At 56.6% G+C, this 26,539-nt stretch carries 32 protein-coding genes; 19 read left to right on the top strand and 13 right to left on the bottom strand.

Annotation, left to right across the window (positions count from 1 at the left end; genetic code table 11):
• Nucleotides 1-100 precede the first annotated feature (100 nt).
• Nucleotides 101-1,048, top strand: a complete 948-nt coding sequence (gene trxB, locus AACY26_RS03755; RefSeq protein WP_339511111.1) for a thioredoxin-disulfide reductase — start codon at nt 101-103, stop codon at nt 1,046-1,048.
• Between the two features lie 63 nt (nt 1,049-1,111).
• Here the strand turns inward: trxB and AACY26_RS03750 are convergent, their stop codons facing one another.
• From AACY26_RS03750 to AACY26_RS03720, 7 genes are all read right to left on the bottom strand, one after another.
• A complete protein-coding gene (locus AACY26_RS03750) occupies nt 1,112-1,453 on the bottom strand; it encodes a HopJ type III effector protein (protein ID WP_339511109.1) in 342 nt (113 codons plus the stop codon).
• Nucleotides 1,454-1,458: 5 nt separating this feature from the next.
• Entirely contained in the window at nt 1,459-1,755 is a 297-nt protein-coding gene (locus AACY26_RS03745; RefSeq protein ID WP_339511107.1) for a DUF1244 domain-containing protein, read from the bottom strand.
• Nucleotides 1,756-1,826: 71 nt separating this feature from the next.
• The gene (folX, locus tag AACY26_RS03740) at nt 1,827-2,198 is read right to left on the bottom strand and encodes a dihydroneopterin triphosphate 2'-epimerase (RefSeq protein WP_339511105.1); all 372 of its coding nucleotides are present in this window, start codon (nt 2,196-2,198) and stop codon (nt 1,827-1,829) included.
• A 2-nt stretch (nt 2,199-2,200) separates the two neighbouring features.
• The gene (folE, locus tag AACY26_RS03735) at nt 2,201-2,761 is read right to left on the bottom strand and encodes a GTP cyclohydrolase I FolE (RefSeq protein ID WP_339511103.1); all 561 of its coding nucleotides are present in this window, start codon (nt 2,759-2,761) and stop codon (nt 2,201-2,203) included.
• 22 nt (nt 2,762-2,783) lie between these two features.
• Nucleotides 2,784-3,494, bottom strand: coding sequence for a dihydromonapterin reductase (gene folM / locus AACY26_RS03730; protein WP_339511101.1), 711 nt, complete (start codon nt 3,492-3,494; stop codon nt 2,784-2,786).
• Between the two features lie 222 nt (nt 3,495-3,716).
• Nucleotides 3,717-4,805 (bottom strand): alpha/beta fold hydrolase, encoded by a 1,089-nt coding sequence (locus tag AACY26_RS03725; protein WP_339511099.1) that lies wholly within the window; start codon nt 4,803-4,805, stop codon nt 3,717-3,719.
• A 251-nt stretch (nt 4,806-5,056) separates the two neighbouring features.
• Complete coding sequence (locus AACY26_RS03720) at nt 5,057-5,626, bottom strand: antibiotic biosynthesis monooxygenase (RefSeq protein ID WP_339511097.1); 570 nt, start codon at nt 5,624-5,626, stop codon at nt 5,057-5,059.
• A 341-nt stretch (nt 5,627-5,967) separates the two neighbouring features.
• On the opposite strand from AACY26_RS03720, the gene AACY26_RS03715 reads away from it, so the two are divergent.
• Nucleotides 5,968-6,921: a MerR family transcriptional regulator gene (locus tag AACY26_RS03715; protein ID WP_339511095.1), complete on the top strand. Its 954-nt coding sequence runs from the start codon at nt 5,968-5,970 to the stop codon at nt 6,919-6,921.
• An 18-nt stretch (nt 6,922-6,939) separates the two neighbouring features.
• Here the strand turns inward: AACY26_RS03715 and AACY26_RS03710 are convergent, their stop codons facing one another.
• From AACY26_RS03710 to AACY26_RS03700, 3 genes are all read right to left on the bottom strand, one after another.
• The gene (locus AACY26_RS03710) at nt 6,940-7,548 is read right to left on the bottom strand and encodes a PilZ domain-containing protein (protein ID WP_339511093.1); all 609 of its coding nucleotides are present in this window, start codon (nt 7,546-7,548) and stop codon (nt 6,940-6,942) included.
• Between the two features lie 71 nt (nt 7,549-7,619).
• A complete protein-coding gene (locus AACY26_RS03705; RefSeq protein ID WP_339511091.1) occupies nt 7,620-7,976 on the bottom strand; it encodes a hypothetical protein in 357 nt (118 codons plus the stop codon).
• Nucleotides 7,977-8,021: 45 nt separating this feature from the next.
• Nucleotides 8,022-8,480: a PAS domain-containing protein gene (locus AACY26_RS03700; protein ID WP_339511708.1), complete on the bottom strand. Its 459-nt coding sequence runs from the start codon at nt 8,478-8,480 to the stop codon at nt 8,022-8,024.
• A 105-nt stretch (nt 8,481-8,585) separates the two neighbouring features.
• On the opposite strand from AACY26_RS03700, the gene AACY26_RS03695 reads away from it, so the two are divergent.
• From AACY26_RS03695 to AACY26_RS03675, 5 genes are all read left to right on the top strand, one after another.
• A complete protein-coding gene (locus AACY26_RS03695) occupies nt 8,586-9,038 on the top strand; it encodes a flavodoxin (RefSeq protein ID WP_339511090.1) in 453 nt (150 codons plus the stop codon).
• A gap of 148 nt (nt 9,039-9,186) precedes the next feature.
• Nucleotides 9,187-9,969 (top strand): class II aldolase/adducin family protein, encoded by a 783-nt coding sequence (locus AACY26_RS03690; protein WP_339511089.1) that lies wholly within the window; start codon nt 9,187-9,189, stop codon nt 9,967-9,969.
• Complete coding sequence (locus AACY26_RS03685; RefSeq protein WP_339511088.1) at nt 9,969-10,880, top strand: alpha/beta fold hydrolase; 912 nt, start codon at nt 9,969-9,971, stop codon at nt 10,878-10,880. The genes AACY26_RS03690 and AACY26_RS03685 overlap by 1 nt, the downstream gene beginning before the upstream one ends.
• A gap of 124 nt (nt 10,881-11,004) precedes the next feature.
• Entirely contained in the window at nt 11,005-11,916 is a 912-nt protein-coding gene (locus tag AACY26_RS03680; protein WP_339511086.1) for an SDR family oxidoreductase, read from the top strand.
• 100 nt (nt 11,917-12,016) lie between these two features.
• The gene (locus AACY26_RS03675) at nt 12,017-12,787 is read left to right on the top strand and encodes a crotonase/enoyl-CoA hydratase family protein (protein WP_339511084.1); all 771 of its coding nucleotides are present in this window, start codon (nt 12,017-12,019) and stop codon (nt 12,785-12,787) included.
• Here AACY26_RS03675 and AACY26_RS03670 read toward each other — a convergent pair.
• Entirely contained in the window at nt 12,784-14,322 is a 1,539-nt protein-coding gene (locus AACY26_RS03670) for a sigma-54-dependent transcriptional regulator (RefSeq protein ID WP_339511082.1), read from the bottom strand. The genes AACY26_RS03675 and AACY26_RS03670 overlap by 4 nt on opposite strands.
• Nucleotides 14,323-14,511: 189 nt before the next feature.
• On the opposite strand from AACY26_RS03670, the gene mdcA reads away from it, so the two are divergent.
• The 9 genes from mdcA to madM all read left to right on the top strand — a co-directional run bounded on the left by mdcA (nt 14,512) and on the right by madM (nt 21,896).
• Nucleotides 14,512-16,185 (top strand): malonate decarboxylase subunit alpha, encoded by a 1,674-nt coding sequence (gene mdcA, locus AACY26_RS03665; protein WP_339511080.1) that lies wholly within the window; start codon nt 14,512-14,514, stop codon nt 16,183-16,185.
• Nucleotides 16,185-17,063, top strand: coding sequence for a triphosphoribosyl-dephospho-CoA synthase (locus AACY26_RS03660; RefSeq protein WP_339511078.1), 879 nt, complete (start codon nt 16,185-16,187; stop codon nt 17,061-17,063). Before mdcA ends, AACY26_RS03660 begins: the two co-directional genes overlap by 1 nt.
• Before the next feature lie 2 nt (nt 17,064-17,065).
• Complete coding sequence (locus AACY26_RS03655; protein ID WP_339511077.1) at nt 17,066-17,365, top strand: malonate decarboxylase subunit delta; 300 nt, start codon at nt 17,066-17,068, stop codon at nt 17,363-17,365.
• Nucleotides 17,358-18,224 carry a biotin-independent malonate decarboxylase subunit beta gene (locus AACY26_RS03650; protein ID WP_339511075.1) on the top strand — a complete coding sequence of 289 codons (867 nt, stop codon included), beginning with the start codon at nt 17,358-17,360 and terminating at the stop codon, nt 18,222-18,224. The genes AACY26_RS03655 and AACY26_RS03650 overlap by 8 nt, the downstream gene beginning before the upstream one ends.
• Complete coding sequence (gene mdcE / locus AACY26_RS03645; RefSeq protein ID WP_339511073.1) at nt 18,221-19,027, top strand: biotin-independent malonate decarboxylase subunit gamma; 807 nt, start codon at nt 18,221-18,223, stop codon at nt 19,025-19,027. Before AACY26_RS03650 ends, mdcE begins: the two co-directional genes overlap by 4 nt.
• Before the next feature lie 30 nt (nt 19,028-19,057).
• Nucleotides 19,058-19,711, top strand: a complete 654-nt coding sequence (locus AACY26_RS03640) for a malonate decarboxylase holo-ACP synthase (protein ID WP_339511071.1) — start codon at nt 19,058-19,060, stop codon at nt 19,709-19,711.
• Nucleotides 19,708-20,643 carry a malonate decarboxylase subunit epsilon gene (gene mdcH / locus AACY26_RS03635; RefSeq protein ID WP_339511069.1) on the top strand — a complete coding sequence of 312 codons (936 nt, stop codon included), beginning with the start codon at nt 19,708-19,710 and terminating at the stop codon, nt 20,641-20,643. Before AACY26_RS03640 ends, mdcH begins: the two co-directional genes overlap by 4 nt.
• Before the next feature lie 72 nt (nt 20,644-20,715).
• Nucleotides 20,716-21,126, top strand: a complete 411-nt coding sequence (gene madL, locus AACY26_RS03630) for a malonate transporter subunit MadL (RefSeq protein WP_339511067.1) — start codon at nt 20,716-20,718, stop codon at nt 21,124-21,126.
• 5 nt (nt 21,127-21,131) lie between these two features.
• Nucleotides 21,132-21,896, top strand: a complete 765-nt coding sequence (madM, locus tag AACY26_RS03625) for a malonate transporter subunit MadM (protein ID WP_339511065.1) — start codon at nt 21,132-21,134, stop codon at nt 21,894-21,896.
• Nucleotides 21,897-21,947: 51 nt separating this feature from the next.
• Here the strand turns inward: madM and AACY26_RS03620 are convergent, their stop codons facing one another.
• Both AACY26_RS03620 and AACY26_RS03615 read right to left on the bottom strand, forming a co-directional pair.
• Nucleotides 21,948-22,865 carry a LysR family transcriptional regulator gene (locus tag AACY26_RS03620; protein WP_089359492.1) on the bottom strand — a complete coding sequence of 306 codons (918 nt, stop codon included), beginning with the start codon at nt 22,863-22,865 and terminating at the stop codon, nt 21,948-21,950.
• A 34-nt stretch (nt 22,866-22,899) separates the two neighbouring features.
• Nucleotides 22,900-23,229, bottom strand: coding sequence for an I78 family peptidase inhibitor (locus AACY26_RS03615; protein ID WP_339511058.1), 330 nt, complete (start codon nt 23,227-23,229; stop codon nt 22,900-22,902).
• 339 nt (nt 23,230-23,568) lie between these two features.
• Between AACY26_RS03615 and AACY26_RS03610 the strand changes: the two genes are divergently transcribed.
• The 3 genes from AACY26_RS03610 to AACY26_RS03600 are packed head-to-tail and all read left to right on the top strand — an operon-like array spanning nt 23,569 to nt 26,515.
• A complete protein-coding gene (locus AACY26_RS03610; protein ID WP_339511056.1) occupies nt 23,569-24,498 on the top strand; it encodes an ABC transporter ATP-binding protein in 930 nt (309 codons plus the stop codon).
• Nucleotides 24,495-25,256, top strand: coding sequence for an ABC transporter permease (locus AACY26_RS03605; RefSeq protein WP_339511054.1), 762 nt, complete (start codon nt 24,495-24,497; stop codon nt 25,254-25,256). Before AACY26_RS03610 ends, AACY26_RS03605 begins: the two co-directional genes overlap by 4 nt.
• Before the next feature lie 47 nt (nt 25,257-25,303).
• Nucleotides 25,304-26,515, top strand: coding sequence for an RNA polymerase sigma factor (locus tag AACY26_RS03600; protein WP_339511706.1), 1,212 nt, complete (start codon nt 25,304-25,306; stop codon nt 26,513-26,515).
• Nucleotides 26,516-26,539: the final 24 nt, after the last annotated feature.

Here is a 26,539-nt window from a genome sequence, read left to right as displayed (position 1 = left end):
CCAGTTAAATTTTGGGGCTACTGCTTTGACCATGACCTTCCCCTAGGTGTCCGAGTAGTCCCGCTTTATTTATCAGGCTCAGCGCCTGTAGGAGTCAACTATGTCGGCTACACGCCATGCACGCGTCATTATTCTGGGTTCTGGGCCTGCCGGTTACAGTGCCGCTGTCTATGCCGCCCGCGCCAATCTCAAACCGCTGCTGATTACTGGCATGCAGGCGGGTGGCCAACTCACCACCACGACTGAAGTCGATAACTGGCCAGGTGATGTGCACGGCTTGACCGGCCCGGCCTTGATGCAGCGTATGCAAGAACATGCCGAGCGCTTTGAAACCGAGATCGTTTTCGACCACATCAATGCCGTTGACCTGGCCGGTAAGCTGTTTACCCTGGTGGGCGACAATGCCACCTATAGTTGCGATGCACTGATCATCGCTACCGGTGCCAGCGCGCGCTATCTGGGTTTGCCGAGTGAAGAAGCATTTATGGGCAAAGGCGTTTCTGCCTGCGCCACCTGTGACGGCTTCTTCTACCGAAATCGTGAGGTTGCGGTAGTCGGCGGTGGCAATACCGCTGTGGAAGAAGCCTTGTATCTGGCCAATATAGCCAGCAAGGTGACCTTGATTCACCGTCGCGAGACCTTCCGCGCCGAGAAAATCCTGCAAGATAAGCTGCAGGCGCGGATTGCCGAGGGCAAGATCGAACTCAAGCTCAACGCTCAGGTTGATCAGGTGCTGGGCGATAATATGGGGGTTACCGGTGTGCGCTTGCTCAATAATGACGGCAGCCACGCGGAGTTGAAGGTTGACGGGTTGTTCGTTGCCATCGGCCATACGCCAAACACTTCGTTGTTTGAGGGCCAGCTTGCGCTTAAAGATGGTTACCTTGTTGTGAATGGTGGCCGTGATGGCAATGCCACTGCGACCAGTGTGGCGGGTGTTTTTGCCGCAGGTGATGTGGCTGATCACGTTTACCGCCAGGCGATTACCTCTGCGGGAGCCGGTTGCATGGCTGCGCTGGATGTTGAGCGCTATCTTGATGGCCAATAAGGTTCAGGTCAGTTAGCAAAAGCCCCGCATTATGCGGGGCTTTTTGTTTTGCCGGCGCAGTGGTCATGCCGCGCGGGCAAGTGACGGCTGGGCAAATTTTACGGCGCTCAAACCATGGGCCATCAGTGCACGGATGTTGGCGTGATCCGCCCCTTCAGGGGTGGCCAGCACGCTGCGATAGTGTTCGCCGAAGCAGCGCAGGGCTTCTTCGTCGCTCAGTTGTTCGAGTAACGCCAAGCCCAGGGTTTTGCACGAGCCTTCATTTTGCCCGGCTGGGTTTTCAACGCCGCCGTTGCTAAAGGCGCTGGGCTGGTAAACATAGTGCTTGGCAATAAAATCCAGGGTTTCGGCAAAGGTGAATGTGTCGCTATTTAAACGTGTACGAAACGCTTGCAGGGCACTCATGCAACTTATCCTTTGTCGGTTTTCGTGTTCATCGCAGCCAACTGTTCGGCTGTGGCTTCTTTCTGGTATTTGGCTTTCCAGTCGGCGTACGGCATGCCGTAAATTTCTTCGCGTGCCTGGTCTGGCGTAATAGCCACGCCACTGTCATCAGCGGCCGCTTTGAACCATTTGGACAAACAGTTCCGGCAGAAACCGGCCAGGTTCATCATGTCGATGTTTTGCACATCAGGCCGGCTGCGTAGATGTTGCACCAGGCTACGGAAAGCCGCAGCTTCGAGTTCGAGACGTTCTTGGTCAGTCATGGCAGTGCTCCGGGTTGGCAGGGCAATAATGCGCCGATAATAAAAGGCCAGCAGGCGGGCGGCAATCCTGCCTAGCGATGTCCCGCCAAGGTGATAGAGACCGATTCGGCAAAACGCAGGGCATGTGGCTTGTCGACCTCTACTTCAGCGTAGCGTACGGCGTCGTTGCGCATGACCAAATCGAGAATTTCCTGGGTCAGGCGTTCGAGCAGGGCGAAGCGATTGTCTTCAACGTGCTGGATGATTGCCTTGGTGATGGTGCGGTAATTCAATGCGTGGTCGATATCGTTGTCGCGCACAGCCTCTACCGCCGGGTAGAGAATAGTCAGGTTGATCAGCACATCCTGCTTGTTGTTAATCTCTTCTTCCTTGATCCCGATAAAGGTGCGCAGGCGTAGATCCTTGACGCGAATTCGCGCCATTCCCGGTTCCAGTCGCGGCATGGTTATTTACTCCGTCCGATCAGTTGCAGAAATTCGTGGCGGGTATTGTACGACTCACGGAAGGCCCCCAGCATCACTGATGTATTCATGACTGAGTTCTGCTTTTCGACACCGCGCATCATCATGCACATGTGCTGGGCCTCGATAACCACTGCAACGCCCGCTGCCTGGGTCACGGCCTGGATCGAGTCGGCAATTTGCCGAGTCAGGTTTTCCTGGATTTGCAGGCGGCGTGCGTACATATCGACTATTCGGGCTATTTTCGACAGGCCCAGCACTTTACCGGTCGGAATATAGGCAACATGCGCCTTGCCAATAAAGGGCAGCAAGTGGTGTTCGCACAAAGAGTAGAGCTCGATATCCTGAACGATGACCATTTCATCGTTATCGCTGGCAAACAGTGCACCGTTGACCACCTCTTCAAGGCTTTGCTCGTAGCCGTGACACAAGTATTGCATGGCTTTGGCCGCACGCTTTGGTGTGTCAAGCAAGCCTTCGCGCTCGGGGTTTTCGCCCACTGCGATCAATATTTCACGGTAGTGCTCGGACAGTTGATCGTTCATTTTGAAACCCTCAGGGTCCGCCTCACTTGAGGTGGCGGCCGCCATTTACAGTAAGAGTGGTGCCCGTTGTGTATGGCGAGTCGAGTAGATAGCGTACGGACTGGTAGATCACAGCTGGACCGGGCTCAATGCCCAATGCTGATTTATTCAAGGCTTTGCTGCGGTAGTCGTGGTCGTCATCCGGGTTGAACATGATCAGCGCCGGAGCAATGCTGTTGACCTTGATGCGCGGGGCATATTTGGCGGCAAAGGACAGGCTCAGGCTTTCCAGGCCAGCTTTGCTCGCGCAGTAGGCAATATGTTTGGCGCTGCCCTTGCGTGCCACATCATCGGTAATATGGATGATGTCAGCACAGGGCGATTGCTCCAGCAGCGAGGCGCAGTGCAAGTTGATCAGGTAAGGCGCCAACATGTGCACATTAGTCATTTGCCCGAATGTCTCGGCTTCATGGCCCGCTTGTTCGGCACGCCAGCTGGAGGCATTGTGAATGATGGCCCGCAGGCTTTGGGTTTGCATTTTCAGTGCCTCGATAAACTCGAGAATACTGGCCTCCGAGTTGAAGTCGGCCTGTATGACGTCGGCGCCACGCTCGCGCAGATGCTGAATACTTTTGCGTTCAGTGCGAAAGGTGACAATTACCGCTTGGCCCTCATCCAGCAGGCGTTCGGCGCAGTACAGGCCAATGCGTTGACTGGCTCCGGTAATCAGGATCGGGGCGGAGTTGCTGCTCATGCTTTACTCGGGTTGAAGGTTGAAGGCGGCTCGGTCAGCGGCGAACTTCAGCCGAACCCTGGCTAAAGCTATACCAGCAGTTGGTGTTGTACAACTATACCGGCATGGGCAGCCCTGGTCTGTGAAGAGAGGAGCGGGCGCAGGTGCCTTGCCGCTGTGGATGGGGTGTGACTGGTGCGAGAGGTGGTTGACCTGCCGGGCGGCAGGCCAACATGTGGTGGCTTACTTTGACTCGTCTAAAAAGCTTACCAGTGGCTCGATAAATCGATCGAAAGCCTCGATATGTGGCATATGGCCGACGTTATCGAGCTCAACCAACTTGGCATTGGGAATCGCTTCAGCTGTTTGCTTGCCCAGTCGGTCGTAGCGACCCAGTGAGGCTTTTACTTCACCGCTGACACGGTCCTTGCCGAGTGCAGAGCGGTCACGAGTGCCGATGATCAGCAAGGTCGGCATGCTCACTTGTCCAAACTCGTAGACCACCGGCTGGGTGAAGATCATGTCTGCGGTCAACGCCGCATTCCAGGCGAATCGCGGGTAGTCTTTATCGTGGGTGATTCCAGCCAGAAGATTGACCCATTCATCGTAGCCGGCCTGCCACTTGTTATCGTAGTAGCTTGTGAGCTGGTACTGCTTGACCTGCTCGTAGTTGGTGGCAAGTGTCGATTTGTAGATCGCATCGATTGAGGCGTAAGGAACCTTGGTTTTCCAGTCCTCAAGGCCAATCGGGTTGACCAGAATCAGCTGTTGGGTGAAGTCACTGAACATCAGGCTGAAGCGAGTGGCGAGCATTCCACCCATGGAATGGCCCAGAACACTGGCTTTTTCGATCCCCAGGGAGTCGAGCAACTGCTTGGTGTTATTGGCCAGTTGCTGGAAGCTGTATTGATAGGCGATGGGTTTGGTCGATTTACCGAAGCTGATCTGGTCCGGAGCAATCACGCGATATCCAGCGCTTGTAAGCGACTTGATGGTGTCGCGCCAATAGGCGCTGTTGAAGTTCTTGCCGTGCATTAGCACGATGGTCTTGCCGTTACTTTTGCCTGACGTGGGCGCCACGTCCATATAAGCCATTTTCAGCGGCTCTGTCGTCCCCGCGTGTTGTTGGCTGCTCAGCTCGAAGAAGCTGACGGGATAGGGATATTGGTAATTGCTCAGGTCGATGTCATAAGCCGGTCGCGACGTTGCCGAGGAGGCTGTTTTGGCCGGTTCGCTACTGGCTGTTGCTGCACTAGTGGGTAAAGAGGCCAGGCTCAAGCTGACAAAGGCAGCCGCCGTGGCAAGTAAATTACTCGAAAAATGACGGGTCATATAGAAACAGTCCATTTGCGCGCAAGGTTCAGCTCAGGCTGTTAAGCGGAGCTACGAAGAAGGTTGTGCGTTGTTGGCAGCGCCACTTGCATACAAATTCGTAAGCGAAAAGTCAGCGGCTTCTGGGCAGTCTATAGGAGCTTTTTGGCCTGCTTTTATGGATTTTGTAACCCTAAACTACCAAGGCATGTCGCGGCGGCTGGCGTTTTAGCTCAATGCGCAAAGTATTGAGCTAAACGGCTTGGGCGGGGTTATTGCGCGCTTGTTGCTTCAACGGTGCGCAGCGTGGAGCGTCTACGGCCGTGCAGCCAGGGCGCCAGTAGGCGCGTTGACAGCGGGATAAACAAATACGTCATCAATGGTGTGAGCGCCAAGGTCGAGAGCAGCACGCGGTTGATCAGCGAGAAGTCGTTCAGCCAGTTGCCGAATATGAAGTTGAAACACAAGGAAACCGGGAAGAATGCCAACCATATCGCTACGCTTTGCTTCCAGCGAGGTGGTTGACGGTTGGCGGCGCCAAACCAGGCGTCAATGCCGACTGCACGTTGCTCCTGGGGCTGGGCAAACAAGCCGGCGCCGCGTCCAAGCCAGGCGGTGCGGGAAGCCGAATGCTCCCATGAGGCCAGGGTTTGTTCGTCGGCGAAACGGAAAATAATCTGGAATTCATCGTCGCCAGGGGGCGGGGCAAGAACTCCGGAGCCCAGATAGCCCGGAAAGTCGGTTGCCAGATGCTCGCCTTCATGTAGCCAGGCGATAAGGTCGTGATAGCGCCCGCAGGCAACGCGGCGCGCCACCATCAAGGTGACAGGGTGTGCAGACATTGTGTATCTCCATTAAACCGGGCTTGCATTCAGGGTATGAGTGCAAGCAGTAGGCGACTCGGGGTGGTGAGTCGCGCTAAATATAGGCAAGGATTATTCCGTTTTTTCAGAAATAAGCCAGCTTGGGCTTATCAGGCGCTAATTGCTGGCGCGGTGGGTTGGGACAGTGGTCGATTCGCACCACCGGAGTGCAGTATCTGCCTGAGCGTTCAGGTAACGAGCAGCAAGAGATAAAGCGCAAGCGAAGGGCGCGTGCATCAGTCTGTACAGTTTCCAACCAATATGTGATTCAACCAGCTGGGTTACAATGTTGTGACTTTATCTTGCAGAAATCACCTGCTATGCCAGATCCCGTTGCTGCAATGACCCTTGGTTCCAATGCTGCAAAGCAGCAAGAGCTAATCCCGATTCGTGAAGTTTCACGTTTGACAGGCGTCAATCCAATTACCTTGCGTGCCTGGGAGCGACGCTACGGGCTGATACAGCCGACGCGTACCGAAGGTGGGCATCGTTTGTATTCACAGGCAGATGTTGAGTCGGTACGCAGCATTTTGGCATGGATCGAGCGGGGCGTTTCGGTTAGCAAGGTTGGTAAGATTCTCGCCAAGCGCGACGCGCTCGAGGCGGTTAGATTACCGGTCTATGAAGTGGTCACTTCATCAGAGTGGCAGCAATGGCAAGCTCAGATACGTACTGCGGTGAGCGGTTTTGATGACATCCAGCTTGACCGTTTATACGGCCAGGTTTTTTCCAGCTACCCATTGCCAGTGGTGTTTCAGGACATCCTTATGCCGCTCTGGCAAGACTTGCTTGTGCGCCACGATGAGGTGAGTCAAGCCAGTGAGTGGCTGTTTTACGATAGCTTCCTGCGTGGTCGGGTCATGCAGCGCTTGCATCTAGCGCGCAGCCAGGCAGAGGGGCGTGTGCTATTGGCTGCGCTGCCAGGCCATTGTCGTGAACTCGAACTATTGGTGGCTGGCCTGTTACTCAGCGATTCCAATGTTGCAGTGACCGTCCTAGGAGTTGGTCAGCCATTGGGCGAGTTGGCGTACTTATGTGAACGAATTAAACCCTTGGGGCTGGTGTTGTTTTCCAACCAACCGCCCAGTGAGCAGCTGGCGCAGACCCTTAAACGCCTGGCTTTGGCAGTCAATTGTCCGGTCAGTCTAACGGGGGCGTGTGCCGATCTGATCGAGGAGGTGCTGAGCGATTCAGCCGTCGCTTGCCTGGGTAATGAAGGGCGTTTGATGGCGCGTCGCTTACAGCAGTTTCTAGCCGGGCATCTGGATACTTAGCCGAGGCCGCGCGGCGATCTATTCGGGATGCGCTTGTGGATACAGGGCACGGTGCTGCAGATAAAGAAACTGCTGCAAGCGTTCGCTGCTCAGGCTGTCCATTGCTTCCAACTGGTAAGCAAGATGGGTTTTGGTCGCTCTACGCACGAACTGGCCCTTGACCGAAATTGGCTTTTGCTTGCCAAGCGGCAATAACAAGCTGAATTGGGTCGGGGCCTTGCGATTGGCAGGCTGCTCAATAAGCAGGCCATTCAATGACAGCTCATGCACCAACAGGCCAGTTGCGCTGCCGTTGAGGTTGCGTAGTTCGATTGGAGGGGTTAAAGGCAACCGCCAGGCACGCCTGTCAGTGCCGGACTCATCGAATATCTGCGGGGTGCCTAACTCAAGATGCTGATTGTGCTGGGCATCTTCGGAGACGAACGGGGTGAAGATCATCCGCTGGTTGGCAAAACGAGCGTCAATGGTCAGCTTTTCAACGTTTGCGTAATTACTGAGCAGGTCTTTTAGTGACTCTTCGAGGTCGATTTGCACAGACAAAGCCCCAGGCTGCTTGGTTGCAGGCCGGTGATACAGGTGCTGGATAAACTCCAGTTCGTCGTCTGTCAGGAGCACTGGATTTTGCATATCGAACTCTACGCCAAGCGTTACGTTGTGGTGATATGACAGTTCAGAATAGGTTTAGTTTTACGCTTAGCTTAGGGAATGGCGTCCGTTAGTCGGATTTTTAGCTGTGCAACTTCAGCTTCCAACTGTTTGACGCGCTCCTGAACTTTCAATTGCAGTGCTGTGTTTGCCTTAATACCAAGCGCGCAATTAAGTTGCTCGCTTTCAGTGTAGACAGGAATAATTGCTTGCACATTGCCCTGTTGATTAACAATTCGTACGTCAACGGTGATGTTTTCGAGATTGTTATAACCACTGATCAGGTCGTTCAGTGACTCCATAAGATCAACTTGGGCTGGCAAGGTTTCAGGCTGCTCACTCTCGTGTTGGTTATAAAGCTGCTGTATGAATGCCACCTCTTCATCCGTGAGCAGTACCGGTTCGTCCATGAGCAACTCTTAGGTCAGAAATTTAATCCCCAGAGAAAAAGTGACCTAGCGTTCAGGCGGCAGGGCTGTAGTGGCAAGTTGGGTTTTAAGACGTGCAACTTCATCTTCCAATTGCTTGATACGTTCCTGTGCTTGCACCTGCTCCGTGACATTTTTCTGGATGCCAATAAAGTAGACGAGGTTATCACTTTCGTTATAAATCGGCGTTATTGATAGCTCGTTCCAGAATAATGAACCATCTTTTCGGAAGTTTCTTAGGACTTGTCGGCAAGGTTTACCTTGTTTGAGGGCTTCGCGAATGACTTGCAGCCCCGCTTGATCGCGATCGCCAGCCTGCAGGAATCGACAGTCCTGATAGAGGATATCTTCTCTGGCGTAGCCGGTCAGCGCTTCAAAAGCCGCGTTGGCGTAGATCAGTATGTTGTCATCACCTTCTTGCTCGGCAACCACGATGCCATCATGCGAGGCGTCTATTACCAGCTGTAGCAGTTTTGCGCTGATCATGCACTGAAATTCCAAGTCTAGGTTCAGGCATTCTAAAACATCCATTGAGGCTGTCCAGTTGCGGCATAATAGCGCCCAAATTGGATAGTTTTTGGAGCAGTTTTTATGAAAGTCGCGATCTTTTCTGGTTCGGTTTATGGCACCGCTGAAGAAGTCGCTCGTCATGTTCATGGGCTATTAAAGGCCGCGGGGTTAGACGCTTTCTATGACCCGCGGGCAAGCTTGTCTGATGTGCAGGCGTTTTCCCCCGAGGCTTTCCTTGCGGTGACTTCCACCACTGGCATGGGCGAATTGCCGGATAACCTGCAGCCGCTGTATTACGCCATTCGAGATCATCTGCCGGCCTGGAGCGGGCTGCCAGGCGGGGTTATTGCGCTGGGTGATTCCAGTTATGGCGATACCTTTTGTGGTGGCGGCGAACTGGTGCGTGAGTTATATGCCGAGCTGGGCATTCGTGAGGTTCAGGACATGCTGCGCCTTGACGCCAGTGAAAGCGTAACGCCTGAAACTGACGCAGAGCCCTGGGTCGCCCGTTTTGTTGCCGCACTCAAGGCATGACTTGTCTTATTCAGCGTCTGAATATCAGCTGTTAACCCACCGCTCTGACTCGCTAGGTCACTAAGCTGGCTGCCAGGGCGACTAGGCAAGGGCCAAGCACTCGCTAGACTCAATACAGGTCATAACAATAACTGTAGAGGTGTCGAGGATGAGTGCTGCCCAAGAACTGCCGCCTGTAAGTCTCAAAGACCAGGTATCTGCTGCTGAATGGCAAACCCGTGTTGACCTGGCCGCGTGTTATCGGCTGATAGCGCTGCACGGCTGGGATGATCTGATCTTCACCCATATCTCAGCCAAGATCCCCGGTGTTGATGAGTTCCTGATCAATCCATTCGGGTTGATGTTCCACGAAATCACCGCCTCCAGCCTGGTCAAGATCGACCTCGCTGGCAATAAGTTGATGGACAGCCCGTATGAGATCAATCCGGCGGGCTACACCATCCATAGTGCGGTGCATGAGGTTCGTCACGACGTCGCCTGTGTCGTGCACATTCATACTGCGGCGGGCATTGCCGTTTCGGCGCAGAAGCAGGGCTTGTTGCCTTTGTCGCAGCAATCCTTGTTTGTACTTTCGAGCCTGGCCTACCACGGTTATGAAGGTGTGGCGCTGAACCACGATGAAAAGGCGCGTTTGCAGGCGGACCTGGGTGACAAGAACTTTATGATCTTGCCCAACCACGGCTTGTTGACTGCCTCATCAAGCATCGCCGACACCTTTTTGATGATGTTTACGTTGCAGCGCGCATGCGAAGTCCAGGTCATGGCGCAGAGCGGCGGTGCTGAGCTGATACACATTCCTCAGCAAATTCTTGATGGCGCCAAGGCCATGGTCGCCGGTGTGATGAAGAGCCCGCAAGGCATGGGCGGCTCCCTGGCATGGCCAGCCTTGCTGCGCAAACTCGATCAGCAAATGCCTGGCTACGCCAGCTAATGGCGCTGCCAGGAATCGCGCTGGCACAGTGGCGCAGCCAAGCACAGCACTTTGATTTCAAGGGGCATCAGATTGGCTACTGGACCGCCGGGGCTGATGATGCCCCGCCATTGATCCTGATCCACGGCTTTCCCACTGCCAGTTGGGATTGGCATTATCTATGGCGGCCACTGGCCGAGCATTATCGGTTGATAGCCTGTGACATGCTCGGTTTTGGCTACTCGGCCAAGCCTGTCGGTCACGCTTACAGCTTGCTTGAACAGGCGGACTTGCATCAGGCGTTATTGGCAGCGTTGCAGATAACTGGAGATGTGCATGTGCTGGCGCATGACTACGGTGACAGCGTTGCCCAGGAATTGCTGGCGCGCCACCAGGAAGGCAGTATCAAGCTGGCGAGTTGCGTGTTCCTCAATGGCGGGTTATTTCCGGAAACCCACCATCCGGTGTTAGTGCAGAAGTTGTTGCTGAGCCCTGTCGGGCCATTGATTGGTCGCCTGTTCAACCGGAAAAAACTCGAAGCCAGTTTCGCTAAAGTTTTCGGGGCCGATACCTTGCCTAGCAGCGCTGAGCTTGATGATTTCTGGGCGTTGATCAGTCATAACAATGGGCCTGCGATCATGCACCGGTTGATTCGCTACATGCCCGAGCGACGCCAGCAACGCGATCGTTGGGTGGCTGCAATGCAGGCCACGCAGGTGCCTATGCGGCTGATTGATGGTGCTGTAGATCCCATTTCCGGGCTGCATATGGTTGAGCGTTATAGGGCGCTGATTCCCCAGGCTGACACAGTGGTGCTTGATGATATTGGCCATTATCCGCAAACCGAAGCGCCGCAAGCCGTACTGGAACATTACCTGGCGTTTCGCCAGGCATTGGCTCAAGGCGGTGAGATGATAAATAGATCTACATGATCAAGGTCGCTCTCGCTTATCTCTTTGCCTTATCGGGCGCCATTCAGGCCCGGTTGTCATAGTTGTGACAATCGTGGCCCTGGCTGACACTCTGCCGATCATTAACACTGTCAGGAGTCTTCCGATGAGTGAAGCCATTCGTTTCCAGGACCAAGTTGTAATTGTCACCGGCGCAGGTGGCGGTTTGGGTCGTGCCCATGCGCTGCTGTTCGCCAAGCATGGTGCCAAAGTTGTGGTCAACGACTTGGGCGGTAGCACCCACGGCGAAGGCGCCAATGCTTCGGCTGCCGACAAAGTGGTTGAGGAAATCCGTGCCGCCGGTGGCACGGCTGTGGCCAACCACGACTCGGTCACCGAGGGCGATAAAATCGTTGAGCACGCCTTGGATGCTTTTGGGCGTATTGATGCGGTGGTCAACAATGCGGGCATCCTGCGCGATAAGACTTTTCATAAGATGGAGCAGGTCGACTGGGACCAGGTCTATCAAGTGCATGTTGAAGGTGCCTACAAAATCACGCGCGCTGCCTGGCCGCACATGCGCGAGCAAGGCTATGGCCGGGTGATCTTTACCTCGTCGACTTCCGGCATTTACGGCAACTTTGGCCAATCCAACTACGGCATGGCCAAGCTGGGCTTGTACGGGCTGACGCGAACCCTGGCGATCGAGGGGCGCAAGCACAATATCCTGGTGAACGCGATTGCACCGACTGGCGGCACGCGCATGACCGAGGGCTTGATTCCGCCGCAGGTCTTCGAGCAACTCAAGCCCGAACTGGTCAGCCCGTTGGTGGTTTACCTGGCCAGTAATAGCTGTGAAGAAACTTCAGGCCTGTTCGAAGTGGGTGGCGGCTGGATGGGGAAAGTGCGTTGGGAGCGTAGCCTTGGCGCGGGCTTTGATCCGCGTGCGGGTTTCAGCCCTGAAGATGTTGCTGCGCACTGGGCCCAGATCTGCGATTTTGAAAACGCAGCGCACCCCGCCGATAACGTCGAGGCGCTGAAAGAAATGATGGCTAACCTGCAAAAGTTTGCTATCTGATCGCAAGCTGTTGCTTGCGACACATCTAAAGTAAAGGCCAGCCATGTGCTGGCCTTTTTGGTGCAGTCCATCGGACATATTGCTTGGAAACGAGGCAGCCATGAACATCCTTGTCGATAAGGTTGGACCTGTTACCACATTGACCATCAATAGGGTGCAGGTACGCAATGCTGTTGACCGGCCGACAGCACAAGCGTTGGCGGACGCCTTGCGTGCGTTTGAAGCCGATGAAAATGCCAAGGTCGCGGTACTCACTGGCGCCGGTGATGGATTTTGTGCTGGCGCAGATTTGTCAGCGGTTGCCGATGATGCAATGCACGCCAACCGACTTGAGCGCGATGGGGATGGGCCCATGGGGCCGAGCCGCATGCAGCTCGGTAAACCGTTGATTGCAGCAATTGAAGGGCATGCGGTTGCAGGTGGTCTGGAGTTGGCGCTCCTGGCCGATCTACGCGTGGCCGCTCAAAGTGCCGTGCTTGGGGTCTTTTGCCGACGCTTTGGCGTACCGTTGATTGATGGCGGTACGGTGCGGTTGCCACGGGTTATTGGCCAGGGACGAGCCCTGGACTTAATCCTTACCGGTCGCCCGGTGTTGGCCGATGAAGCGCTACAGATGGGTTTGGTCAATCGAGTCGTGCCGACGGGCACAGCCTTGGCGGCGGCGCAGGCCTTGGCGCTTGAAATTGCCGGCTTACCCCAAAGCTGCATGCTCAGTGACCGGGCAAGCAGCTATGAACAATGGGATCTGGACTTCACTCAGGCCCTTGAGAACGAGTTTGAGCGTGGTATGGCGGTCATCAAGAGTGGCGAAACCCAAGCTGGAGCCCAACGCTTCAAGAGCGGTCAGGGCCGTCATGGCGGCAAGACCTAGTTCTTGCCGGGGATGCCGTATTTGCGCAGCCGTACCGCAATAGCGCTGTGCGAAGTGCGCAACCGGCTTGCCAGTTGACGGCTTGAGGGGTGGCTGGCATAGAGTTTTTCGAGCAATGCTTTTTCAAACCCTGCGACCGCCGACTCCAGGCTTTCGACCTCATCACCGGGTGAGTGTGCTGCGATCGCGGTGCTTGCAATGTCCAGGTCGTCGATCTGCACCAGGTTGCTTTCACTGATGGCTGCCGCACGGAAAATGACGTTTTGCAATTGACGTACGTTGCCTGGCCAGCGGTTACTCAGCAGAGCAGGATAGGTGTCCGGCGCAAGGCGGCAAGGCGGTCGCTGGATCTGCGCGCAAGCCTGGCGCATGAAGTGGCGAGCCAGCAGTAAAATATCCTGGCCACGGGCACGTAGCGGCGGAACCTCAAGATTGAGTACGTTGAGACGGTAATACAGGTCTTCACGGAAGCTGCCTTCGCTGACCATTTTTTCCAGGTCGCGGTGGGTGGCGCTCAGAATCCGTACATCCACCTTCACTTCACGCTCGCCGCCTACCCGGCGGAATGTCCCGTCATTGAGAAATCGCAAAAGCTTGGCTTGCAGGTACGGCGACATTTCAGCGATTTCATCGAGAAATACCGTGCCGTGGTTGGCCAGCTCAAGCAAGCCGGGCTTGCCGCCGCGCTGGGCACCGGTGAAGGCGCCGGGGGCGTAGCCAAAGAGCTCACTCTCGGCGAGGTTTTCCGGCAATGCCGCGCAGTTGAGCGCCAAGAACGGTGCGTCGCACCGCGCGCTGCTGGTATGGCAAGCCCGGGCCACCAGCTCCTTGCCGGTCCCTGTTTCACCTTGAATCAACAGCGGGGCATCCAGGGTCGCCACTCGCTGCGCCCGTGTTTTGAGCGTGCGTATCGGTGCTGAGTCGCCGAGCAGTGAGTCAAAGCCTTCAGCATGGTCATGGTGCAGGGCTGAGAGGCGAGCACCGATTCGGCTGGGCTCGTACAGGGTCAGCAGGGCGCCTGCGAGTTGTAGCTGACCTGCGCCCGCGGTCTCGCTAATCGGCATGGCATCAAGCAGCAAGGCTTGACCGTTAAGGGTGACCTCACGAAGCGGCAGGCGGAAATGCTGTTCGAGCAGCTCATGTTGCAAGGACGGGTTGGCAAATAAATCGCCGAGTGCCAAGCCTTCCGGCTCCTGCTCGCATAGTGCGATCAAGGCGGGGTTGGCCAGCAGCACTCGACCTTGACCGTCAACGGCCAGCACCGGGTCCGTCATCGCCGCCAGCAAGGCATCGAGCTGCAGGCGTCGGCGTTGGCCTGGAAGAATATCGACGATGGTAACGGCCTGCACCCCCTGAACCTTGAACAGGGCCTCGCGTAATTCATCCAGCACTTCGGAGCTGAGCGTGGGCGCATCGATATAGACATTGGGCGGCACCATCTCGACCGCATCCAGGTTCAGATTGCGCCCACCCAGCAGCGCCAGCACTTCCTGGGTGATGCCTACGCGGTCGATGAAGGTGACGTGGATACGCATGGGGTCTACTGGCCAAGGGGCAATGCACAAGTATGCCCGGTCTGCACGCAGAGGTTAACCGTTGCTGTTGTCTGTGCGGCGACAAAACAATCATTACGCTAATCGTAACGTTTACATCTGCTGGTTGATTGATGGCCATTGGCACTGGCTCCTAATGTGGCATCACGACAGCGCACACCCGGAGTCAGCATGACAACAACAATATCCCCGCCGCCGCAGTGGTCACGTCGCCGAGCCGAGAAACAGCGGCGCCTCGACACAGTCCGCGCCCTCGCCGACGGTGTGGTCTTGCCCAGCGATAAAATCGTTGCGGCGCTTGAAGCATTGATTGCCCCCGGTGATCGCGTGGTGCTTGAAGGCAATAACCAAAAACAGGCCGATTTCCTTTCCCGCTCACTGGCAAAAGCCAGCCCTGAGCGCCTGCATGACTTGCATATGATCATGCCGAGTGTGAGCCGCGCTGAGCATCTTGACCTGTTTGAGCGCGGCATCGCGCGCAAGCTGGATTTCTCCTTCGCCGGGCCGCAAAGCCTGCGTATCAGCCAGTTGCTCGAAGACGGCCTGCTTGAAGTCGGCGCGATTCACACTTACATCGAACTCTACTCGCGGTTGTTGGTTGACCTGATCCCCAACGTTGCACTGGTGGCCGGGTTCAAGGCTGACCGCGCCGGTAACATCTATACCGGACCCAGTACCGAAGACACCCCTGCGTTGGTTGAGCCGACCGCATTCAGCGACGGCATTGTGATTGTGCAGGTCAATGAGCTGGTCGAGGATGCCAGCGAATTGCCGCGTGTTGATATTCCAGGTTCCTGGGTCGACTTTGTGGTGGTGGCTGACAAACCCTTCTACATCGAGCCGCTATTTACTCGCGATCCACGCCACATCAAGCCGGTGCATGTGCTGATGGCGATGATGGCCATTCGCGGCATCTACGAAAAGCACAATGTGCAGTCGCTTAACCACGGCATTGGTTTCAACACCGCGGCCATCGAACTTATCTTGCCAACCTACGGTGAAAAGCTCGGTCTCAAAGGCAAGATCTGCCGCAACTGGACGCTTAACCCGCACCCGACCCTGATCCCGGCGATCGAGACCGGCTGGGTCGAAAGCGTGCATTGCTTTGGTACCGAGTTGGGCATGGAAAACTACATCGCCATGCGCCCTGATGTGTTCTTCACCGGCCGTGATGGTTCGATGCGCTCAAACCGGATGATGTGCCAACTGGCCGGTCAATACGCAGTCGATCTGTTTATTGGCGCCACCTTGCAAGTCGATGGCGATGGTCATTCATCCACTGTAACGCGCGGACGCCTGGCCGGTTTTGGCGGTGCGCCCAATATGGGGCACGACCCACGCGGGCGACGCCATGCCACGCCTGCATGGCTGGATATGTGCTCCGACACCGGCGCTCCAGTGACCCTGCTTGAGCGCGGTAAAAAGCTGGTGGTGCAGATGGTCGAAACCTTCCAGGAAGGCGGTAAACCAACCTTTGTCGACACCCTCGATGCAGTCGAGGTGGCGCGCAAAAGTGGCATGCCATTAGCGCCGATCATGATCTATGGCGACGACGTGACTCACCTGCTGACCGAGGAAGGTATTGCCTACCTGTACAAGGCGCGCTCGCTTGAGGAGCGCCAAGCAATGATCGCTGCTGTGGCCGGTGTGACCAGTATCGGGTTGCGCCATGACCCCAAAGATACCCTGCGCATGCGCAAGGAAGGCTTGATTGCCTTGCCCGAAGACCTGGGCATTCGCCGCGCAGACGCCAGCCGTGAGTTGCTCGCGGCCAAGAGCATCGCCGAGTTGGTTGAGTGGTCGGGCGGCTTGTACAACCCGCCTGCTAAATTCAGGAGCTGGTGATGGCAGCCTTACAGATTAAACACACGCCGCTGAGCCTAGCTGAATGCCTGGCTGACCTGGCCGTTGAAGTGCTGATTGATGAAGCCGATCTGTCGCCCAAGCCGGGACTGGTTGATCGCCGAGGCAATGGGGCGCACGACGACCTGCACCTGGGCCTGATGCATTCTTCGGCGTTGTCGCTATGGCCCGCCTTCAAGGAAATGGCCGAGGCGGCGTGCGAGCACGGCGAAGTCAATCAGGCATTGCGAGAGACGCTGGGGCGCATTGGTCGTGAAGGCGAGGTTGAAATGCTGCGCGTTACTGGCGGCGTTAACACGCACCGGGGCGCCATCTGGGCACTGGGTTTGTTGTGCGCTGCCGCCGCGCTGGATGATCAAGCGCTGGAGGCTGGCCAAGTCACCTTGCGCGCTGCGCGAATTGCCATGCTAAACGACCGGGCCATCCCCGTCACGACTGAAAGCCATGGCCAGCAAGTTTGTCGAACCTTTGGCTTGCCCGGTGCGCGCGAACAGGCCCAATTGGGTTTCCCGGCAATCATCCAGCATGGCTTGCCCCAACTGCTGCGCAGCCGTTCGGTGCAGGCGGGCGAACAGAATGCACGGCTCGATGCGCTGCTGGCGATCATGAGTCAACTGACTGATACCTGTGTGCTTTATCGCGCTGGCCTGACCGGACTCGATTGCATGCAGAACGGAGCACGGGCGGTTATCGAGGTGGGTGGTTGTGCCAGCCTCGAAGGACGCCGGTTGCTGCGAGATCTCGATAACGACATGTTGAGGCTGCGTGCCTCGCCCGGCGGGGCTGCTGATTTACTCGCCGCGACTTTATTCCTCGACCGCCTTGCGCCTGCCTTGCACGCGCCAATAGGGAGTGTCTGATTATGCAAACCCTGTCTTTTCAATTCAGTGCCGGGCAGCCAGCCCAAGGCCGCGCGCTGGTCGGTTGCGTCGGCTCGGGCGATCTTGAAGTGATGCTTGAACCTGGTACCAGCGGCACCTTGGCAATTGAAGTAGTGACCTCGGTCAACGGCAGCGATGCCCGTTGGCAGCAACTGTTCCAGCGCATGTTCAGTGAGCAGCAGATGCCTGCGCTGAATATCTCGATCCATGACTTTGGCGCGACGCCAGGTGTCGTGCGCCTGCGTTTGGAACAAGCAATGGAGGCCTTGGCTGATGAATGATGTAAGTGCCAACAATATCGCGCGCTTGCTGCAACAGCGCAGTTTTGTCGAGCTCGGCGCACGCCAACGTGCGCGGGCACTGCTCGACGCCGGTAGCTTTCGCGAACTGATAGACCCATTCGCCAAGGTGACTTCGCCCTGGCTGCCCAAGCAAGGCATCGTGGTGCAGGCCGATGATGGCGTGATTGTCGCCAAAGGCACCATCGACGGTGAGCCTGTGGTGGTCGCGGCAATCGAAGGAGCATTCCAGGGCGGCAGTCTTGGTGAGGTCGGCGGGGCCAAAATTGCCGGCGCGCTAGAGCTTGCCGCTGAAGATAACCGCAATGGTATTGCGACCCGCGCCTTGCTGTTGCTGGAGACCGGCGGGGTGCGTTTGCAAGAGGCCAATCTGGGCCTGGCGGCCATTGCTGAAATCCAGTCGGCAATTGTCGATCTGCGCCAATACCAACCGGTTATTGGCTTGATTGCCGGACCGGTGGGCTGCTTCGGCGGCATGTCGATTGCGGCAGGTCTTTGCAGTTATCTGCTGGTGACTCAGGAAGCCCGCCTTGGCCTCAACGGTCCGCAGGTGATTGAGCAGGAAGCCGGTATCGATGAATACGACTCGCGCGATCGCCCCTTTATCTGGAGCCTGACCGGCGGCGAGCAGCGCAACGCCAGCGGCTTGGTCGATGCCTACGTGGCCGATGACCTTGAGGTTATCCGCGAGCAGGTCAGCGCCTTGTTCAAGCAGGGCGTGCCAGCACTTGAGCGCAGTCGCCGACATGCTTGGTTTCTTGAGCGCCTAGGCGCACTTGATACCACGCAGCAGGTCGATGCAGCCCAGGTCCGCAGTCTTTATCAAGGAGAGCAGTCATGAGTACAGCTACAGAACAGCGTGGCCGTCATTGGTTTCAGTTGTTGGCTGCCGACGCGGCTACCGTTGCCGGCTTGCCGGACTCCTTGCTCGTTGCTGACAGCACCCTTGGTGGCCAGTCGGTGCGTTATCTGGCCGTGGTCGCCGACAGCCACAATCCCTTTCCACGTGCGCGTAATGGCGAGGTTGGTTTGCTTGAAGGTTGGGGGCTGGCCCAGGCGATTGACCAGGTGATAGAGCAGGACCGCGAGCGTGAAGATAAACGCGCCCTGATTGCCATCGTTGATGTGCCGAGCCAGGCCTACGGCCGCCGCGAGGAAGCGCTGGGTATTCATCAGGCGTTGGCCGGTGCTGTCGACAGCTATGCCCGTGCGCGTCTGGCTGGTCATGCCGTTATTGCACTGTTGGTGGGCAAAGCAATGTCCGGGGCATTTCTGGCCCATGGCTATCAAGCCAATCGATTGATAGCCCTGCGTGACCCCAATGTGATGGTGCATGCCATGGGCAAGGAGTCTGCCGCGCGGGTGACCTTGCGCAGTGTTGATGAGTTGGAGGCGTTGGCCGCGACCATCGCGCCAATGGCTTATGACATCGAAAACTACGCCAGCCTTGGTTTGCTTTGGGAAACCTTGAGTGTGAGTGACGCCGCCAAGCCGCAGGCCGATGACGTGGCCAAGGTGCAAGAGTGCCTGGGCAATGCGCTAACCGATATCGCCAATAGCCCGCTCGACCTGCGCAGCCGACTCGGTGCCAGTAACCGCGAGGCGTCGTCCCGGGTACGTGAATTGCTTCGGTCGCAGTGGTGAGTTCTAGCTAGGGCAACAGGAGTCGAACCGGTGAACAATCGCCTCGATCAAACCAGGCAACAGCTCTATCTACCGCATGATCTGCTTTGGGGGTTAGCCCCTGAACATCTGCCGGTGAATGCACCTGCCTGGGCGGTTGAGGCGTTGCAGGTCGAGCCACCGGTTGTGGTCAGGCGGGCACCAAGTCCTGCGGGCACTATCGCCGTGGGCGTGCGCGGCAAAACCCGTGATCAGCGCTTTGCCTGCTGGATGCCGCTCTCGGCAGTCACTCGCTGTGTGCAGCCAGAGCAGTTGATTACGCCTGCTTTGGCTGAAGCACATCGCGACTGGCCGTTGTTCAAGGCGCTCGCACAACTGGCGGTGCCGCTTAACCAGATCGGTGTGCGCTGGGGTATAACCGGCAGCCTTGGTTTCCAGTTGGCCAGTGGGATCGAGGTGACGCATCCCGCCAGCGATCTTGATTTACTGGTGCGAACGCCTCGGCCTATATCGCGTGCACAAGCAACGTCTTGGCTGGAATTGATTGCCCAAGCGCCAGCGGCGGTCGATGTGCAATTGCAATGTCCGGCTGGCGCCGTTGCGCTACGTGAGTGGGCGACAAGCAGCTCCCAGGTGTTGCTTAAAACCCAGACCCAACCCTTGTTAGTCGATGACCCTTGGGCTGTGGAGTGTGCCGTCGCATGAGCAGCCTGTGGGTTTTTCCCGGCCAAGGTGCGCAGCAGCCGGGTATGTTGCATGCCTTGTCGGACTCGTCCGAGGGCCGCGAGTGCCTGGAGCAAGCCAGTGCGGTCTTGGGTCAGGATGCCTTGGCGCTGGACAGCGTCGAGGCGCTCGCCAGCACCCGTGCGGTACAGCTGTGCTTGCTGATCAGCGGGGTCGTCGGGGCACGTATTCTAATGCGACGAGGCCATCGTCCTGACTTTGTCTCGGGCTTGTCGATTGGCGCCTACGCTGCTGCGGTGATCGCAGGCGTTGTGAGTTTTGCCGATGCCTTGCGCCTGGTCAGCTTGCGCGGCGAGCTGATGCAGCAGGCCTATCCGCAAGGGTTTGGCATGACCGCAATTCTGGGCCTGGAACTTGGCACTGTTGAAGATTTACTGGCGCAGGTAAACAGCCCTGAGCAGCCGGTGTACCTGGCCAATATCAACGCCCAGGCGCAGCAGGTCATCGCTGGTAGTCACAGCGCCATGCAACAAGTTGCCGCGCTGGCGAGAAAAGCCGGTGCCGGGTGTGCAAGGCCGCTCGCAGTCAGTGTACCTTCGCACTGCCCATTGCTTGAGGCTCCAGCGCGTGAACTGTGCAACGCATTCGCCGGGATTAAGCTTGAGCCGCCCTCGGCCCGGTATTTGAGTAGTAGTAACGCACGCTTGCTGAGCAAGCCCGAACAACTGGGTGATGACCTGGCAAACAACATGTGCCGCGTTGTCGACTGGCACAGCACGCTGCGCACGGCTTATGAGCGCGGCGTTAGGTTGCACCTCGAATTGCCTCCTGGAAACGTACTTACAGGCTTGGCACGGCGTCTATTCGAGCCGGGGCAGGCCATTGCATTTCAAGGGGCTCGTCTCGATACATTGGACGCCATGTTGCGTCAGGAGGCGAGTCGCGACTTTTGAACTCAGTAGTACCGCTTGATCGTTACGAAGACAAAAACAACAACTTCGCACGGATTCATGAGGATAAAAATAATGATTATTTACGGTGTAGCGTTTCTTGCGTTCTGCACCCTGGTCGGCATCACCGTCGGTGAGCTACTGGGGAAATTGATTGGCGTCCCTGCCAATGTCGGCGGTGTCGGTATCGCCATGATGATGCTGATCTTTCTTGGTGGCTATCTACAAAAGCGCGGTTATCTGAACCTCAAGTCAGAACAGGGCATCGAGTTCTGGAGCGCTGTCTATATTCCAATCGTGGTGGCAATGGCTGCCCAGCAAAACGTTTATGGTGCGCTTAGTGGCGGGCCAATGGCGATTCTTGCGGGTGTGGCGGCTGTGGTTCTGGCGTTTATCCTGGTTTCGGTGCTGGACCGGATGGGCCAAAAAAAGCCAGAGCAACAGGATGATACTGAAGCAAACCCTTTGCCTAAACTGCCACGGTGATAGCCATGTACGACAGTATTCTAAAAGTATTCAGCGCCTATAGCCTGGTAGCAGGCTTTGCCATTATCGGCATCACCATGTGGCTGTCTTATTGGCTCTCCGACAAGTTGACCCATGGACGTTTACATGGCTCGGCCATCGCTATTCTCTTTGGCTTGCTCTTCGCTTATATCGGCGGTGCATACACCGGTGGCAGCAAAGGTCTGGTCGATATTCCGCTGTTATCCGGGATCGGCATTTTGGGCGGCGCTATGCTGCGCGACTTTGCCATTGTTGCAACGGGGTATGGGGTCAATGTTGAAGAGTTGAAGCGTGCCGGGATGGTGGGAGTATTGGCGTTGTTCGTCGGCATTGGTTCTTCATTTATTGCCGGTGTAGGCGTCGCCATGGCGTTCGGCTATACCGACTCAGTGAGCCTGACCACCATTGGTACCGGCGCTGTGACCTATATCGTCGGGCCAGTGACGGGCGCAGCGATTGGGGCCAGTTCCGAGGTTATGGCGCTGTCCATTGGTGCAGGTCTGGTCAAGGCGATCCTGGTGATGATCGCAACCCCTTTTGTCGCACCTTACATTGGTCTGAACAACCCACGTAGCGCTGTGATCTTTGGTGGTTTGATCGGGACATCGAGCGGCGTAGCAGGAGGCTTGGCTGCGACTGATCCGAAGCTGGTGCCCTACGGTTGCCTGACTGCAGCCTTCTACACGGCCCTGGGCTGCCTGCTTGGCCCGTCGCTGCTGTTCCTGATCATGCGTGGCCTGATGGGCTGAAACCGATCGAAGCTGAAGCTGTGCTTTACCCAGCCTGAGCAACCGTATTGCTCAGGCTGGGTTGTTGATACTGTACATCCGGCACTCGGCCAGTAAGGCCAACAGATTGGGGTCGCGCTCCTTGGCCTTGAGGAACACCACGCCAATGTGTTGCTGCATGCGGTATTTGGCCTGCAGGGAAATCAGCTTGACGCGGTTTTCGTACACCGCCGCAATCCGACCCGGAAGCAGGGCGTAGCCAACGCCCGAGCTGACCATGCTCAGCAGGGTGAAGATATCGTTCACCTGCATCGCGACCTTTGGCTCAAACCCCGCATGGCGAAACACCTGCGCACCGTCCTGGTGGGTGGCGAAGCCGTGGGTCAGGGTTATGAAGGTCGACTCCCTCAACGCCGCCAGATCCACATCTGTTTGCTCGGCAAAGGGCGAGTCTGTAGGCACCGCAAGAAAAATATCATCAGAGAACAACGGCAATTGTTCGCAGTCCTGATCATTAATATGTTCGTTCAGCGCCACCAGGATCGCATCGACTTCGAGGTTCTTGAGCTTGAACATCAGGTCGACATTGGAGCCCAGGATCAAGTCGATATTGAGTTCGCTGCGCCGCAGCTTCAGGCCCATGATCAATTGCGGGACGGTTTTGACCGTCAGTGAATACAGCGAGCCGAGCTTGAATCGCTCAGCCGAGAAACCCGCTGCTTCTCGGGTCAGGCGAATGGTATCGAGCACATCCTGGATCAGTTTCTGGGCGCGATCTTCGAGCAAGTAGGCACTTTCCAGCGGGATAAGGTTGCGGCCTTCATGCTTGAACAGCGGGCAACGCAGCGCACTCTCAAGCGAGTGAATCGCGCGATGTACGCTGACGTTGCTGGTCTCAAGCTCGGCGGCTGCACGGCTGAGGTTGCCGCTGCGCATGAATGCCAGAAATGTCTCAAGTTTCTTCAGCGTAAACTCGTCGTCAATCTGCATGCGTCAGCGCCTAGATAGTCTGGAGTGAGCGCTTTCAGCCGCAGGTAATGCGGTCAATTACATCCGCTTCGTCGGTGTCGATGTTCAGGCGAGATGACTTGTAATCCATGGTCATTGGGTCGGTTGGACCGAGTACACGAACGCTTTTGGCGCCGGCTTTTTCTTTGATCTGCTTGCGCAGTTCCGGGGTTACGCGTTTACCGAGCATGTCTTGTACAACATCGGCGTTGCACTTGTCCTTGAAGCGATCAGATGCAGTTGCCGCAGCGCTATTTGAGTCGCTATCGGAGCTGCCGCTATCCATTGAGCTACAGGCGCTTAGCAATGCAATTAGGGCCAGGCCAGCGAGATGTTTTAGTTGCATGAAGATATCCTCTGATCGTGTGATAGCGACACAGCCTGTGCAAAAATGACGTGCTTGGCAAGCGCAAAGCGACGGTCCAGGACTGTCGACAGTCGTTCAGCATAACCATCTCGGTGATTACCACCAAGTCTGCGAGTATCTGCTTTAGGCCTGCAGGTGCCCAGCAATCTACTGCAAAGCACGGCGGGGCGGGCCTGCGGGTTGCTCGAAATAGTGCGGTTTCCAGCCTTTAGCGTCGACTGCTAATAAAGTCGCTGGCTATTTTGAGGTCGATCATCCAGTTAGGTAGACTGTGACATTTAAACGCGCCTCTAATTGCCCCTCATTCAAGGTGGTTCTGTGCAACCGGTTATCTCGATACAGCAGTTGAGCAAGGTTTATGCCTCGGGCCATACGGCGCTGAACACCATCAATCTGGACATTCAAAAAGGCGAGATTTTTGCTCTGCTCGGGCCCAATGGCGCTGGCAAGACGACCTTGATCAGCATCATCTGCGGTATCGTCAATCCGGGCACCGGCAAAGTCCTGGTTGAAGGTCACGACATTATTTCGGACTACCGCGCGGCGCGAGCCAAGATTGGCCTGGTGCCTCAGGAGCTGTTCAACGAAGGCTTTGAAAGCGTGCTGGCCACCGTCAAGTTTACCCGTGGCCTGTTTGGTAAACCGGCCAACCCGGCGTATATCGAGCAACTGCTGCGTGATTTATCGCTCTGGGATAAAAAAGACGCACGCATCTTTGAATTGTCCGGCGGCATGAAGCGCCGCGTGATGATCGCCAAGGCCTTGTCCCATGAGCCACAGATTCTGTTTCTCGATGAACCAACGGCGGGGGTCGACGTCGAGCTGCGCCGTGACATGTGGAATATGGTGCGCGGCCTGCGCGAGCGCGGCGTAACCATCATCCTGACCACTCATTACATTGAAGAAGCCGAGGAAATGGCTGATCGCATTGGCGTTATCAGCAAGGGCGAGATCATTTTGGTCGAAGACAAGGCCGCATTGATGCACAAGCTCGGTAAGAAACAGCTGACCCTGCATCTGCAGCAGCCGCTGAGCAGTATTCCTGAAGCACTGGCCAATAATTACCCGCTGGAGTTAGCAGACGCTGGCCACGCGCTGGTGTTCACCTTTGATGCCCAGCGTGAGCACACCGGTATCGCCGAATTGCTCAAGGATTTGGCGCAGCAAGGCATCGACTTCAAAGACCTGCAATCGAGCCAGAGTTCGCTTGAGGATATTTTCGTAAACCTGGTGAGGAGCCGCGCATGAACTTCTACGCGATTCGCGCCATTTACCTGTTTGAGCTGGCGCGTACCTGGCGCACCTTGCTGCAAAGCATCGCCACGCCGGTCATTACGACTTCGCTGTATTTTGTGGTGTTTGGTTCGGCGATTGGCTCGAGCATGACCCAGGTGCATGGCGTCAGTTACGGTGCCTTTATCATCCCGGGCCTGATCATGCTGGCGCTGCTTACCGAAAGTATTTCAAACGCCTCGTTCGGCATTTATATGCCCAAGTATTCGGGCACTATCTACGAGATTCTTTCGGCGCCGGTTTCCTACCTTGAAATCCTGATCGGCTATGTGGGCGCCGCTGCGACCAAATCCATCATTCTGGGTTTGATTATCCTGCTGACCGCGCGCTTGTTCGTCGATTTCGAAATTCTTCATCCGTTCTGGATGGTGGCATTCCTGATTCTGACCGCCGTGACCTTCAGCCTGTTCGGCTTCATCATCGGTGTGTGGGCCGATGGCTGGGAAAAACTGCAAATCGTCCCCGCGCTGATCGTCACGCCGCTGACTTTCCTCGGCGGCAGCTTTTACTCGATCAGCATGCTGCCGCCGGTCTGGCAGACGGTTACGTTGTTCAATCCAGTGGTTTACTTGATCAGCGCATTTCGTTGGAGCTTTTACGGGGTTTCCGACGTCAGTGTCGGCGTCAGCCTGGCCATGATCCTGGGCTTTTTAGCGCTGTGCATAGGCGCAGTGGCTTGGATATTTAAGAGCGGATATCGGCTTAAAAGCTAGGGCGTTGGCCGAGAGAGGTGCAATTGCACAGGCCTCAAACCTTGAACATGCAACTGGAAGCGCTTTATCGCGCTGAGTCGCGGCGTGTCCTGGCGACGTTGATTCGTCTGCTGGGAGATTTCGATCTGGCCGAAGAAGCCTTGCACGAGGCGTTTCGTGCGGCGCTGGAGCAATGGCAAACCCAAGGCGTGCCTGCTAACCCACGCGCCTGGCTGGTGTCTGCCGGGCGCTTCAAGGCCATTGACGGGCTGCGTCGCAATGCCCGTTTTGAGTCGTTGGATACCCATGACCAAGTGGCTGGCGATGGGCCAGGCGTGGATGATTTTGACAGTGTCGAAGACGATCGCCTGCGCCTGATCTTTACCTGCTGCCACCCAGCGTTGGCAGATGACGCCCAGGTTGCGCTGACCTTGCGTGAAGTCTGCGACCTGACAACCGAGGACATCGCCAGGGCATATCTCACTACAGCCAGCAATATCGCCCAGCGAATCGTGCGCGCCAAAGCGAAAATTCGTGATGCTCGTATTCCCTATGAAGTCCCTGGGCACAGTGAATTGCCGCAGCGCCTGGCTGCGGTACTGCGGGTGATCTATCTGGTGTTTAACGAAGGCTACTTTGCCAGTTCGGGCGAGTCAGTCACGCGTAGCCAACTTTCGACAGAAGCCATTCGGCTGGGACGGCTGCTGCTCGAACTTTTGCCAGAACCGCCGGTGAAAGGCTTGTTGGCGTTGATGTTATTGCACGAGTCGCGCCGCCCGGCACGGATTTCCGCAGACGGGCAGGCGGTGTTGCTTGAAGAGCAGGACCGCAGCCTATGGTCGCCAGCCTATATCTCTGAAGGCCAGGCGTTGGTCCTGCAAGCGTTGCAACAAGGCGGTTACGACGGCTACAACCTGCAAGCTGCGATTGCGGCGGTACATGCCGAGGCTGCGACGGCGGCAGAAACCGACTGGCCGCAGATTGTGGGGCTTTATGATGTGTTGTTGCGCTTGCAGCCTTCGCCGGTGGTTGAGCTTAACCGGGCGGTGGCGGTATCGATGTGTGATGGGCCGGGGGCAGGACTTGCCCTGATCGAGAGCTTGCTCGAACGCGGTGAACTTGAGCGCTACCACCTGGCGCAGATGGCCAAGGCCGATTGCCTGCGGCGACTGGGTGATCGAGTCGCTGCGCGAAACGCCTATGGCAAAGCCCTGGAAATGGCTGGCTCAAGCCCTGACCGGCTGATGATTGAGCGGCGTTTAGGTGAGCTGCAAGACTAAATCAGTAAGGTATTGATCCTGGGT

The sequence above is a fragment of the Pseudomonas sp. RL_15y_Pfl2_60 genome, assembly GCF_963970595.1.
Taxonomy (GTDB): domain Bacteria; phylum Pseudomonadota; class Gammaproteobacteria; order Pseudomonadales; family Pseudomonadaceae; genus Aquipseudomonas.
This window is presented reverse-complemented; position numbering and strand designations above follow the sequence as displayed.